Annotated in this window: 14 protein-coding genes; 3 read left to right on the top strand and 11 right to left on the bottom strand. The window is 56.4% G+C overall.

From position 1 onward, the window contains the following. Window positions 1-48: 48 nt before the first annotated feature. Window positions 49-2,460, bottom strand: coding sequence for a DNA polymerase II (locus KJ653_09365; GenBank protein MBU0686035.1), 2,412 nt, complete (start codon window positions 2,458-2,460; stop codon window positions 49-51). 5 nt (window positions 2,461-2,465) lie between these two features. Beyond that, a complete protein-coding gene (locus KJ653_09360) occupies window positions 2,466-3,653 on the bottom strand; it encodes a redox-regulated ATPase YchF (GenBank protein ID MBU0686034.1) in 1,188 nt (395 codons plus the stop codon). A 123-nt stretch (window positions 3,654-3,776) separates the two neighbouring features. On the opposite strand from KJ653_09360, the gene KJ653_09355 reads away from it, so the two are divergent. Continuing rightward, window positions 3,777-4,853: a DUF1611 domain-containing protein gene (locus KJ653_09355; protein MBU0686033.1), complete on the top strand. Its 1,077-nt coding sequence runs from the start codon at window positions 3,777-3,779 to the stop codon at window positions 4,851-4,853. Here KJ653_09355 and rsmA read toward each other — a convergent pair. The 6 genes from rsmA to KJ653_09325 all read right to left on the bottom strand — a co-directional run bounded on the left by rsmA (window position 4,819) and on the right by KJ653_09325 (window position 8,766). Further along, window positions 4,819-5,658: a ribosomal RNA small subunit methyltransferase A gene (rsmA, locus tag KJ653_09350; protein ID MBU0686032.1), complete on the bottom strand. Its 840-nt coding sequence runs from the start codon at window positions 5,656-5,658 to the stop codon at window positions 4,819-4,821. The genes KJ653_09355 and rsmA overlap by 35 nt on opposite strands. 6 nt (window positions 5,659-5,664) lie before the next feature. Next, window positions 5,665-6,213, bottom strand: coding sequence for a DUF655 domain-containing protein (locus KJ653_09345; GenBank protein MBU0686031.1), 549 nt, complete (start codon window positions 6,211-6,213; stop codon window positions 5,665-5,667). 18 nt (window positions 6,214-6,231) lie between these two features. Then, entirely contained in the window at window positions 6,232-6,552 is a 321-nt protein-coding gene (locus KJ653_09340; protein MBU0686030.1) for an RNA polymerase Rpb4 family protein, read from the bottom strand. A 16-nt stretch (window positions 6,553-6,568) separates the two neighbouring features. Beyond that, entirely contained in the window at window positions 6,569-6,862 is a 294-nt protein-coding gene (locus tag KJ653_09335) for a 50S ribosomal protein L21e (GenBank protein ID MBU0686029.1), read from the bottom strand. Between the two features lie 4 nt (window positions 6,863-6,866). Further along, the gene (locus KJ653_09330; protein MBU0686028.1) at window positions 6,867-8,087 is read right to left on the bottom strand and encodes a tRNA pseudouridine(54/55) synthase Pus10; all 1,221 of its coding nucleotides are present in this window, start codon (window positions 8,085-8,087) and stop codon (window positions 6,867-6,869) included. A 133-nt stretch (window positions 8,088-8,220) separates the two neighbouring features. Then, a complete protein-coding gene (locus tag KJ653_09325; GenBank protein ID MBU0686027.1) occupies window positions 8,221-8,766 on the bottom strand; it encodes a hypothetical protein in 546 nt (181 codons plus the stop codon). A 169-nt stretch (window positions 8,767-8,935) separates the two neighbouring features. On the opposite strand from KJ653_09325, the gene KJ653_09320 reads away from it, so the two are divergent. Beyond that, window positions 8,936-9,259 (top strand): hypothetical protein, encoded by a 324-nt coding sequence (locus KJ653_09320; protein MBU0686026.1) that lies wholly within the window; start codon window positions 8,936-8,938, stop codon window positions 9,257-9,259. Between the two features lie 235 nt (window positions 9,260-9,494). After that, on the top strand, window positions 9,495-10,142 hold the full coding sequence (locus KJ653_09315; protein ID MBU0686025.1) for a transposase: 648 nt from the start codon (window positions 9,495-9,497) through the stop codon (window positions 10,140-10,142). A 61-nt stretch (window positions 10,143-10,203) separates the two neighbouring features. Here the strand turns inward: KJ653_09315 and KJ653_09310 are convergent, their stop codons facing one another. From KJ653_09310 to eif1A, 3 genes are all read right to left on the bottom strand, one after another. Continuing rightward, window positions 10,204-10,743 (bottom strand): KH domain-containing protein, encoded by a 540-nt coding sequence (locus tag KJ653_09310; protein MBU0686024.1) that lies wholly within the window; start codon window positions 10,741-10,743, stop codon window positions 10,204-10,206. Continuing rightward, window positions 10,743-11,456: a serine protein kinase RIO gene (locus KJ653_09305; GenBank protein MBU0686023.1), complete on the bottom strand. Its 714-nt coding sequence runs from the start codon at window positions 11,454-11,456 to the stop codon at window positions 10,743-10,745. The genes KJ653_09310 and KJ653_09305 overlap by 1 nt, the downstream gene beginning before the upstream one ends. A gap of 74 nt (window positions 11,457-11,530) precedes the next feature. Continuing rightward, window positions 11,531-11,845, bottom strand: a complete 315-nt coding sequence (gene eif1A, locus KJ653_09300) for a translation initiation factor eIF-1A (GenBank protein ID MBU0686022.1) — start codon at window positions 11,843-11,845, stop codon at window positions 11,531-11,533. Between the last annotated feature and the right edge of the window lie 252 nt (window positions 11,846-12,097).

Raw genomic sequence — 12,097 nt, 5'->3', positions numbered from 1 at the left:
CTGCGAAGGACTCCAAAAGAGTTGACTTATATAAACCTGTTGGGGCGCTCACATGAAGTTGTTCAGGTTGAGCTTCTTGTCGGTCTTCTTCGGCTGGCTGGTGGCTCTTGCCTCCCGCTTTGTCTCGTAATCATTGTTCAAGAAAGACGACTGCTGAATGCCTGATACGAGCGACTTCTCATCCCACCCGAAGGAATCCGTGACCCTGGAGATCGTAGCTGCCAATCTAGTGGCGTAGTACCTGTGGTCTGGCTTCGCATCGAACGGCCTGCCCTCGATCCACGGTTCGAACTTCTGCGGGGACGCGTGGCTGTCGGTGACGACCCAGGACACCTTCATGCCCGGAACCACCTCGTACCCCAACTCCTTCAGTTTCTTGAAGACCCTCACATTGATCATGCTGTCGCCAGCCTTGTATTGGCTCGCCGCTCTAACGGACCGCGAGATGACCAGCCTCGAAGGGTCGATCTTCCCCTTCATGAGGTCATCGATTACGCCCCGCGTGTATGTGACTGCACCCTGGTTGTCGCCGTCGAGGACCTTTTCGAGGACATTGGAGAGCACCTCACTCTGAAGGTCGAACGAGTCTGTCCTGCGCATCTCGTAGCCCCGGACTATGAGTTCCTGCCTAGGCCAGACCATGCGTCCGACATACCTCTTCTTCATGCCGTGTGAGAAGAAAGGCTCCATGACCTTCTCGAACTCGAGCACCACACCTTCAGACGAGAACCGTTCCGCGATCTGCTGGCCCAGCTTCACGCTCTCATCCAGGTCCGGCTTGGGCGACAGGAAGAACACTGAATCGGTGTCGGAGTAGATGACTTCGAGGCTCTCAGCCTCAAGCTTCTTGATGAGGCCTTTCGTGGCCTCCCTGGCGAATGCGGTTATGCTCGCGCCTATCTTCGGGTCGGTGAACCTGTAGAACGACGATGCGAGGACCCCGTAGAAGGAGTTCATCAGTATCTTGATGGCTTCCTGAAGACCGTTGTAGTAGTCCTTGTCATCAGTCGTCTGGGCATCCTTCATGGCCTTCTTTGTAGCAGCGCGTTCGTCCATCAGCTTCAGGAGGATGCGTGGCAGAAGTCCTTCCCTGACGCTCTTGTCCAGGAACTTCGCACCGGTCGGAGAAACGATCATACCGTTCGGATGCAACGTCGTGAAGCAGATGTTCTTCGAAATGATCATGCTCGGGTACATGCTCCTGAAGTCCAGGGTCAGGACCCAGTGATAGAGTCCCTGCTTCATCTCGTGCACGTACCCGCCCTCGATGGTCTCAACGTCCTCTGAGGAGCGCATGGTCATCGGCACAGCGACCTTTTCCTTGTCAGCCTCCCTGATGAGTATGGAGTCCACGAACTGAGATGTCGTCCCGCTTACCACATCGTCCAGGGGGAGCATCGACACTGTTGCGAGATCCATGCCCCTTTGAAGAACCGCGACCTTCTCGAGCACCCTCAGAGCGAGATCGGAGTCGTGCTCGCAGTATTTCATGACCTTCTCTTTATCGGAGTCCCACTCGTCGTCCATCTTCTTGGGATCGACGTCATGCTTCTCCTCGCCCAGGAGCTGCTTCGAGACGGCGTTCAAAGTCTCCTGCTTCGGCTTCAGTATCTTCTTGATCGCCCACCAAGCATCGACTATGATCCTGCCCTCGGTCCACCAGAATCGGTTGTTGTACTGCGACATCGCGCCTGGATATCTGCCCCAAGAGGGCTCGGGCATCCTGAGCGCCTCCGCGCGCTGCAATATCTGGGGGATGTCGAACCCGTCGATATTGTACCCCGTTATGACATCTGGGTCGACCTCCTCGATGAACTTCGTGAAGTCCTCGATCATCTTCCTCTCGCCGCCAGGTCCATCGCCCGCGAACTGCTTGCCATCGACCTTGTCTCCGTTCTTGACGACGCAGCAGATGCAGAATATCTTCGGCTCCTTGAGGCTGGTCTCGACATCGAAGCTGAGGATGGTCAGCTTCGGCCTGAAGGCCTTGATCGGTTCGAACCTCTCCGCCTTGACGACGATGTCCGTCCTGTAAGTGCTGTCATCGATCGGCTCTCCTATCACGCGAACACAGGAGCCGATGTTCATGTCGTACACGAACCTGAAGTGAAAAGGGATGTCGGCTGCCAGGACCGTCGCCTGAGGCATGATTGTCTTCCTAATGTCGGGAACCAGCCACGGGAACGTGGCGACGACCTTCTTGCACTTCCTCTTCTCGCCCTTGTAGAGGAGCTCGGCGTCCTCGAGCCTCTTGACGCGCGTATCGTTGTTGAGCATCCCGACGATGCCGTCCAGGGCCTCCTTCCTATCTGGCTCCACGAAGAAAAAATACGGTTCGAACCCGACGTACTTGACGGCGACGGACTGGCCATCCTGCGTCTTGCCGTAGAGGTGGATTGCGAGGTCGTTCTCCATCTTCTTGTACGAGGCTCCGATGAGCCTGATATCCCAATATCCCATCAGCATCAAGCTCTTGCGACTATCTTGATCACGTCGTTGTCCTTCAGCACGTGGTCATGACCTATGGTCATGTGGGTCTTTCCATCAATCGCCCTAATAAAGTTATCACCCAGGTCAGTGTGGACCTTGAACGCCAGTTCCTTGGCGTTGGAGCCCCTCCGCATCAGATAGGCATCCGGGAGCACGCGCTCCTGCTTATCCGTCCATTTGTGTTCGTCCTCGACCGGGTAGATGATCATCATGTCCAGAACCTTGAACACCACGTCCTCGAGGACGGCCTGCACGCCTGTGGTCCCGTTCTGCTTGAGCCAATCGCCCATCTTGCTGCACGCCGCCACCTGCTTCTCGTTCAGCTTGGACTTGTCCTTGAACTCGAAGTGGTCATCTCCCGGAACGTAGTTCACGAGCCCTGCCTTAGTCGCGCGCCTTAGGGCGAGCTCATATTCCGCGCTGGTCGGCACGACCGGGTAGCCAGTGGCCCTCAGCTTCTCGATGTTCTCGGCAGGCGCGATGTCCGCCTTATTCGCCGCGATGATCATGGGCTTGGCTATCTTCTGCAGCTCCTGGCAGAACCTCAACAGATTCTGGTCGGTCCACAACGACATGTCAGCATCTGCAGGCGTCTTTCTAAGGGCGATCAGGATCTGGCTCTCGGTGATAGAGAGGCCAGTGAGTTTCTCGTGAAGCGTCTTCTCAATCTTCGTCCCGGCCAACTTAGACTGCTTGGCTATCTTGGCGAAGTTCTTCTCAAGTATGCCGAATATCCAATACGATATCTCCTTCTCGAGGAAGTTGACATCCAAGACAGGGTCGTGGTCTCCCACGCCTACAGGATTCCCCTCGAAGTCCGTCCCGCCGCTCGCATCGACGACATGGACGAAAGCGTCCGCCTGTCTGAGGTCGTCCAGGAACTTGTTCCCAAGACCTCTCCCAGCATGCGCGTCCGGGACAAGGCCCGCGACATCGAGGACCTCGATCGGCACGAATCTCGTGCCGCTTTCGCAGGGCGAATTGTTCGGGGTGCATTGATGGCCGAATGCCACGTGTGGACACTGCCCTCTGACATAGCCGACGCCTCTGTTCGCCTGGATGGTCGTGAATGGATATGCTGCGATCTGCGCCGTCGCCAGCGTGAGCGCTGAGAAGAATGTGGACTTCCCCACGTTAGGTTTGCCTACTATTCCAACTAGCATCTACTCCCCCGAGGGCCAATGACCCTATGGCTAGAAAAACTGCTCGGTGTCATGGCCAGATGAGCTTCCAGATTCCGGCTAACAAGTCAATGGTTTTATAGAGCCACGCGGTTGCGCCAACCAATGGAAACTGCGTTGGTTCTCTGCGAGGCGTCGTTCAACAGGACAGGCGGGAAGACCGCTGCGGGGCTTGTGAGGCACTCATTGCGATTCAAGATACTGGGCATATTGGACAGCACCAAGGCCGGCGAGGATGCTGGCGAAGTCCTGGACGGAAAGAAGACCGGCATACCCATCTTCTCGTCCGTCAAGGACGCGCTCTCGAAGCTGCCGAAGAAACCAGATTACCTCATCGTCGGCGTGGCGACGGTCGGCGGCATGCTCCCCAAGAACTTCAGGCCCGCCTTGAGAGAGGCCATCAAGAACAGGATCAACATCATCTCTGGCCTGCACCAATGGCTCGCTGACGATCCCGAGCTGATTGAGCTCGCAAAGAAGTACAAGGTCACGATCACGGACATCAGGAAAGAGCCCCCGCTCGAGAAGATGCACTATTACAGGAACCTGGCGTCCAAGATGAAGGCTATCAGGATACCGATCCTGGGCACAGACGCCGCTAGCGGGAAGCGCACGACCGCGGTCATCCTAACGAAGGAGCTGAACAAGAGAGGCATCAAGACCAGCTTCGTGGCGACGGGCCAGACAGGTCTGCTCCAGGGGTCCAGGTTCGGGATCCCACTCGATGCCATCAGAGGGGACTATGTGGTCGGTGAGCTCGAGAACGCCATAGACATGGCCTACAAGACCGAGCATCCGCAGGTCATAATCGTCGAGGGACAAGGAGCGCTCAGCCATCCGGCATATGTCACGGGTTCGAGGACCATCGTCACTGCGTCCGCGCCGCAAACTGTCGTGCTGCAACACGCGCCCGCGAGGAAGTGGAGGACATATCACGAGACAGAGCTGCACATCCCGAACGGTTCAATCGACCGCGAGATGGAACTCATCAAGGTTCTTGCCAACTGCGATGTCATCGGGATCACCATCAACCACACAGGCATGACGAGGAAGGACGTCGAGGGGAGGATCGCTGAGTACGAGGCGAAGTACGGCATCCCTGCCTGCGACCCGCTCGTGGACGGTACTGGCAAGATCGCAGATGCGATCATCGAGCGCTATTTCCCCGAGAAGAAGCGCTGAGGTCGAGTAGCGCATCCGCCAGTTCACCGATCATTTCCGGGGAGAGCTCTTCTGCCCTTTTGGAGGCATACGGCAGCTTATCGAGCGAGGATTCGATCCCCGATGTGACCAGAGAGGCCGTTGCGGGATCGACCTTCAGCGAGTTAGAGATCTTCTTCCTTCTGTGCGAGAAGATGGCGCGGGTCACATCGAAGAACACCTGCCGGTCATTGACCTTGAACGGTGGAGGCTTCGGAACGAGCCTGACGACGCACGAGTCAACCTTGGGCTGCGGCCAGAAAGCATGTCTTGGAACATTCAGCATGATCTCGCAATCCGCCCTGTAGTAGACCCCCACGGACAAACGGCCATAATCATCCGTTCCGGGCTTCGCAATCATCCTCTCTGCGAACTCCCGCTGGAGCATCAGGACGGCGACATCGAACCCGATGTCGAGCAATTTGAATGTTATCGGCGAGGATATCTGATAGGGCAGGTTCGAGACGACCTTGTTGAACCCCGGCAGGAAGGCCTTGACAGCGTCCGCCTGCACGATCCGGACCCTCTCGCCGAACCGCCTCTCCAAGAACTTGCAGAAGGCAGGGTCCTGCTCCACGCCTACGACCTTCGCCCCCGACTTGAGTATCTCCTCCGTGAGATTGCCGAGGCCAGGACCAATCTCGAGCACGGTGTCCTTAGAGTCTAGGGCGGCGAATCCGACAGACCTGCTCACTACGGAATCGTCGAGCAGGAAGTTCTGGCCCAGCCTCTTGGTCGGCCGCTTGCCGATCGATTCGAGGACGGCCTTGACCTCCTCAGCTCTCATGGGGGCTCATCTCGCCACGAACAGACGGTACTTCTCGTCCGGGTTGGCGAGCTCCTGCTCTATCCGCTTCGCCACGAGCTTCTCGATCTGATGGGCCAACGGCACCCTCTTGGAGATGTCCGCGAAGTCCTTGAACGGGCCCTTCTTTCTCTCCTCGATGATGCTCCACATGGTCTTCTTGCCTAGGCCTGGCAGAAGTTCGAGCATGTGGAACCTCGTCGTTATGGCCTGGGACTCGTTGAAGAACTGCACGAACCTTGATTCGTGCGCCTTGATGATCTGCAACATGACGAACGGGAGCTCGCTCTGGGACGCGTTGGTTAGCTCGTTGAAGCCTATGCGCTTCTTGACATGGAGGATCTCCTGCCTGAGGTCGAGTTCCTTGCCTATGTAGACCCTGTCGCCCGTCGCCAGGTTCACGCCCTGCTTGGGCACCAGCTCGAACAGCTTGAACTGGTCCTCGCCGACGGCGTACGCTACGGGCTCCCTGTGGAACATCTTCTCATCAGGAAGCCCCTGGGGCAGGTAATCTAGTATTCTTGCGTAGTCCTCCACAGCAATCCCCCGGGCTCGTCAGAGATACTTCTCTACGACACTAAGAACCTTTTCGATGTCCTTTTTCTCTACGCTAGCCCTCTCCTTCGAGAATACTAGCCGGACATCGTCCGCGGTCGATGGCAGGATATCTGCTATCTTTACCGCATTCACTTCCGACACGAACCCAAGCTCGGTGAGCTCCTTGACGAGCTTCTTCGCCTTCTTTGAATCGACACGTGAGAACTTCTGGGCATGGTCGAGGGCGAGCTTCTGCTCAGCCGTAGGCTCACCATTGTTCTGCCTCTCCGAGAGGATGTCCTTTACCTCAGCCAGCGTAACCATCTTCTTGTCTTCCATCAGAATCACCAGCTGGTCACTTGGACTTCCTGAGGTGCTCAGGCCTCACGATAACCTGCTTCATCATGTCGCCCATCCGGACGTCAATGAGATAAGCCTTTCCCTGCATTCGCACGATGGTGCCAGTGTGTCCGTGGAACCTCACATGCGGCATGCCTTTGTGTATGCTGGGGTCCAGGTTGATGTTCGCCTTCTCGCCAACCTCGAACTTCTGGAAGATCCTAGTGATCGGAGAGAGTCCTCTATCCCTCACGCGGTTCTGCATCACATACCGTGTCCGGCGCCTGTAGCCTTTGGATGCTTTTACCATACTTCTACGCCCCCTTGTCTCCGATCGCTATGACGTCCAGCTCGAGCACCTCGCAGGGCACACCGACGATGCCGGCGACATTGGGCTGCGTCCGCCCCTGGTCCCCATGCATCAGTTCCTTGATGTACGTCCCGCTGTCGGCCTCCACGACGAAAACGACCTCGGAGCCGTTCACGGACTCCACCCGGATGCTCCGGACGGTCCTGAGCCTCTCTAGGTTCGCACGCCTGTGGACTACCCTGTTTGGAGTGAGCTGACTTATAGGCTTTCCGGCCAATGATGTCACTACATCATTAAGCTTTCCGTGGTCAAAATCGGTCTGGAACCGCACACTGACCCTGTAGGTCTTGGGATGTGTGGATTCCTTAAGACCCCTCATCTCGGCCCTCGTAGACATCCTGAGCCCCTCTACCTCGACCACATCCACTGCATTCTCGTTGATTTCGCGCTCAATCCCAGGTATGTCTAGGGTCCTCTTTCGGGGCCGCCTGACCTCCAATGCGAACGGCCTGCCGTTTCCGAGCATTCGGGCGTCGATGTCCTCCCTGCCCATGCCGTGGAAGAAATCGTCCTCACCCTGGGCATGACGCATTACAATAGGGCCCGTGTAGTCCTGGACGCTCATATCATACATCCTGCCCTTGCCGTCGCACCTCGGACATCCCTTGCCTCTACACTCCCTGCAGATCCAACGGGTCTGCGGAAGCTCCCTGGAGAACTTCCTATACCTGCCGTAAACGAACAAGGGTGCGACATCGAGCACCACCCTGTCGAACTGAGTATCGACCAGGAACACCATGTCCGGATTGGCGAAATCGACCGTCTTCCCGAGCTTGCCTTCCAGGAGCTTGCCTATCTCCCGGTTCATCTCGGTCTTGATCGTCTCGGTCTCCTTGGCTCCGAGCTCTGTCCAGAAGGTTTCCTCACGCTCCAAGACCTCGGCGTCGACCTTGGTGCCCACCAGGAATGTTGAGAACTCGTAACCTTCTGAAGCTCTTGCTGAAATCTCAGCGAATTTCTGCAGCTCGGAGAATAGCCCTCTGCAGACATGACAATCATTCATGCTGACAGGCTGCTGGGGAGCATCCGGAAGACATGACCTGACAATAGCCCCCCTCTGGTCGTTCGAGAGCCCTCTGGAGACGGATGCAAAAAGCCTTCCCAGGCAGTGGTTGCACAGGGTGCGCTGAAGCGCTCGCCCTGCGATCTCGAGCCTTTCGGACATTGTTGAAGCTCAGCAGGCGGAACGCCTATTTATCCCTTGTCTGAAGAATGGCTCGCTGGTCCATAGGGAAGATCGCACCAGAATCACCTAGGCACCTGTCCATGTTTCACGAAGTCAGAATTCTGCCTACCAACTAGATTCCCACGCACTCCAGCTTCTCCTTACACATGTTCCAGAGCGGCTTGTCGTCGCCAGTGCTCACGCTCTCCAGCCACTGCGGGAAGACCTGCTTGAGGACAGCAACGGCCTTTGACAGGTCGAACTCCTTCAAAGGAACGTCGTAGACTAGGTAGTTCACAAAGACCGGTCTGTTCTTGACCTTCTCCTCCTCGAGCGCGAAGAACCACCTCGCCCTCTCCTCGCCCTTGACGATGTAAGTCTCAGCTATCAACGAGTGATGCCTCCTCGATGTTCCAGCGATGCCGAGCTGCGCGATCCCCTTGTAGTCCACCGTCTCGCTGAGGTTCCATTTCATCTGGCCCTCGTAGGTCCCGAGGACGAACTGAGAGGGGGAAAGGCTCAGCCTCTGGCCCGACTCGAGCGCGATCCTCGTCCAGAGCCTGAGAAAGGCGTGGGCGCATAACCGCATCACGCGATCCCTCCCGCTCTCTCCCTTGGAGATCACAGGGGGGATAGTCGTCAGGTCGGCGTCCAATTGCTTCAGAAGACCTTCAGTCATCCAAGCGATGTATTGTCAGCAGGGCTATTTCAATAGTGGTCCCGTTGCAAGAACTACGCTGGCCGGAGTTCGGGGTCATGGCCAGCTGAACCGTGTCGAGCAACCACTAACCTCCCATCGCTGCATGTAGTCAGAGAGTAGTAATACACTGGTCACAGTAAAAGACGAGATGCTAATCAAGGGAGCCGTCTTCCGACTGGACACGGACCTTCCATCGGAAGCGAAGTCCCTGCTTGAGGATTTCAGATTGGCCGTCAACAATGCGATCCGAGCCGGCCTCCAGGCGAGAGTGACATCGAGAAACGCCTTGTGTAGAATCGCGTACAAGGAATTCCGCCAAGAACATCCGAAGATGTACTCCCAGCATCTTGTATCAGCGTTCGAAGTAGCTGGCGGCATTCTTAGGACCCATCGCAGGCGCATTCGCAAAGGCGTTGCGTGCAAAGTTCCCTATGTCAAACGCCTCATGATGAAAGCAGAGAACCAGGCGTAGAGCTCGATCGTGAGTCCGGAACCATCGACCTTCCCATAAGGGCGGGTTGCCATGTAAAATTGAATCTCGTAGTAAGCCAGTATCATCGGAAGTACCTGGATGACAACACGCACTCCCTCGGATCGCTGACCATACTTCCAGATCGGGTCATAGTAGCCTTCAGGAAGGGTGCCCTGCACCATACATCCCCGAGTCGGTCCTTTCTCTAGATACTAATGAAAGGAGCCTGGATGGCGTGTTCGTCGGCAACCACTCTGAAGCAGCGGTTACGGTCAAGGCGGAATTCCCTGACGTAGCCATCATACAGCAGCGGCACCACGACAGGCGGAGAAGGCTGCAGAAGAAGAAGGCGCATGACAGGCAGACTGCTAGAAACCTGTGTAGGCGGGAAGGCACAAGAGAGCACCACCGGATCGAGCACAGGCTTCATGAGGTGGCAAACGCCGTGCTCTCGTTTGCCGAGAGCAAGAGGTCGGTTGTGGTACTCGAGGACCTTATAGGAATCCGGTACAAAAGGGGCAAGGATATGAATCGTCGCCTCAGCCTGTGGCCGAGGAGGAAGCTACACCAGATCATCGAATACAAGGCCCAGTGGAAGGGTATCCCTGTCGTCAAAGTCGATCCAAGATATAGCAGCAGAAAGTGCCCGGCATGTGGGAGAATACAAGATTCCCGAATGGGCACAGAGTTCGTATGTGATTGCGGCTGGCACCTCGACAGGCACATCAATGCCAGCATCAACCTGCTGCAGATAGCCATCTCCAACGGGATGGCAGGGGGTCTACGGTTCGACCCCGGCGCGTTCCAGCATGACGTGATGATGATCCTATACGAGCCAGCGATGGCCGCACGGTCGGAGCCGAATGGAACGAGTTGCATCTGAGACGTGACCTAAGGGTCATCACCCGATATCGCAACAGAACCAATAGTGCGTGTTCAGAACTTCAGAAGCCCATGCCTTCGACCTTGAGCTGTGCCCGTCTGCCCTCGAGGTAGTGATACACGGCCGCGTGCTCCGAGCCTGATAGCAACATGTCGAGGGCCCTGTGGGCGACATCGATCTGCAGCGCATCCCCTATGACGGCGACCGTGTTCCCATAGACAGACACGAAGGCACCCGTGAGTTCTTCGATGATCGCACGCGTCTTCCCGTGGGTGCCGATGACCCGCGCGCGCATGCGCATTACGTGCTCCTGCTTCTTCCCGACATAGTCCCTGATGTCGAATATCTCGAGGAAGTACTCGTCCTCGAGGAGCTTGATCGCCTTGGAAGGAGCGAACCCTCTTCCGATCGCCTGGACCACGTTCACCACGGCCAGTGCCATGGCCGGGTCCTTGGCGTGAGTGTAATCGATCTCGACATCACCCTCTTCAGAATCGATTGATATCTTGACCCCTGCCCGCCTCTCCAAGAACTCCTTCGTCTCGCCGCTCTTGCCGATGAGCACCCCTACTCTCTCCGTTGGGACCTTGACGGACTGGATCATTGCTTCCTGATCACCTCGAGCTCCTTCTTGACGTCCAGGATTACACCGAGCTTTTTGAAATACCTTACGACGTTGCCCACATCTCGCTCGAGCCATTCCTGGGCGGTCGGATGGTCCAGCAGGACTGCTTGCCCGACATCGATTATGACCGGCTCTTCGCTCGGCATAAGGATGTTGAACTCGCTGATGTCGCTGTGCACAAGCCTGGCCTTCTTGTACGCCAGCCTGAGGTAGTCCAGGATCTTTCTGGCGACAGGTTCCGGGTCCTCGAGCTTGACGTTCCTCAGCTCACGTGCCGGTTCGTTCTCATCGCCAATGTATTCCATGACGACTACGTTCTTCGTCTGAGCTATTGCCTTGGGCACTCGGACGCCTGCCCTTGCGAACGCCTTCAGGTTCAGGAACTCCTTGTTTGCCCAGGCGTAGATCAGCTTCCGTTTGTTGTTTGTGAGACCGCCGAACCTGGGGTCTCCATGGACGTACTTGGCCATGTCCTTGAATGTCGATGTGGCCGTCCTGTATATCTTCACGGCCACTAGCTGGCCATCCTTCGTTGAGGCACGGTAGACATTGCCCTCCTTGCCCGTGGATATTGGGAAGTCGAGCTTATCGAAAACACCATCTGACAGCAGCTTGTAGATGATCATCAGGTTCTGCTGGTCGAACACCTCATCGTACGACTTCCTATCATTTGTGTCCTTGCGGCGCATACGCCACTTGTCAATCTCGCGTTCAAAAGAGTGGTATTCGTCAGCTCGAGGCACAGGCATCCACCGGTTGTCCTTCAGAAGACATCGATCGACTTGGGGATCATCTTCTTCCTGCTTAGGTACATTGCCTGGGTCTTCGTGTACCTATACTGAATGTTCGCCTTCTCGTCCTGGAAATCCCATGGCTGGACGATCACGAGGTCTCCCTCGCGTATCCACATACGCTTCTTTATCTTGCCAGGAATGCGGCCCATACGGTACTTGCCGTCCGCGCACATTATCTTGATTCTAGAGGCTCCCAATAGCTGGTCAGCGATGCCGAACATCTCCCCCTCCTTCTTGTGGGGAAGTCGTACCCTGACGAACTCGGGCTGCCCGTCCGGGCCTATCTGCGGTTCCTCTTCGCGCGGTCGTCTGAAAGGCAAGTGGCTCTCCTGTTGTACTGAATAGTAATATTCTCGGTCTACTTAAGGCTGATGGACTGTCGCAAACTAGCCAGACAATCAGAACGTGGTCCAATCGCAGGTCAGAGATGAGAAGTGTTCTTGTCGCAAATTGGACATCGTTCATCGGACGATGTTCACTCGATGTCACCACGGCCAAATACGCACACTAGTTTCGAATGCTAGGAGGCGGCAGAC

The organism is Candidatus Thermoplasmatota archaeon (genome assembly GCA_018814355.1).
Taxonomy (GTDB): domain Archaea; phylum Thermoplasmatota; class Thermoplasmata; order UBA10834; family UBA10834; genus COMBO-56-21.
Note: the sequence above shows the minus strand (reverse complement) of the source record. Positions and strands in the feature narration are given on the sequence as shown.

Bases quoted from the DNA above. Each gene is read 5' to 3' on its own strand.
- KJ653_09355 (MBU0686033.1), top strand. From the start codon at position 3,777: ATGGAAACTGCGTTGGTTCTCTGCGAGGCGTCGTTCAACAGGACAGGC.
- KJ653_09305 (MBU0686023.1), bottom strand. From the start codon at position 11,456: ATGCGCCGCAAGGACACAAATGATAGGAAGTCGTACGATGAGGTGTTC.
- KJ653_09340 (MBU0686030.1), bottom strand. From the start codon at position 6,552: ATGGAAGACAAGAAGATGGTTACGCTGGCTGAGGTAAAGGACATCCTC.
- KJ653_09325 (MBU0686027.1), bottom strand. From the start codon at position 8,766: ATGACTGAAGGTCTTCTGAAGCAATTGGACGCCGACCTGACGACTATC.
- rsmA (MBU0686032.1), bottom strand. From the start codon at position 5,658: ATGAGAGCTGAGGAGGTCAAGGCCGTCCTCGAATCGATCGGCAAGCGG.
- KJ653_09320 (MBU0686026.1), top strand. From the start codon at position 8,936: ATGCTAATCAAGGGAGCCGTCTTCCGACTGGACACGGACCTTCCATCG.
- KJ653_09365 (MBU0686035.1), bottom strand. From the start codon at position 2,460: ATGGGATATTGGGATATCAGGCTCATCGGAGCCTCGTACAAGAAGATG.
- KJ653_09330 (MBU0686028.1), bottom strand. From the start codon at position 8,087: ATGTCCGAAAGGCTCGAGATCGCAGGGCGAGCGCTTCAGCGCACCCTG.
- KJ653_09335 (MBU0686029.1), bottom strand. From the start codon at position 6,862: ATGGTAAAAGCATCCAAAGGCTACAGGCGCCGGACACGGTATGTGATG.
- KJ653_09360 (MBU0686034.1), bottom strand. From the start codon at position 3,653: ATGCTAGTTGGAATAGTAGGCAAACCTAACGTGGGGAAGTCCACATTC.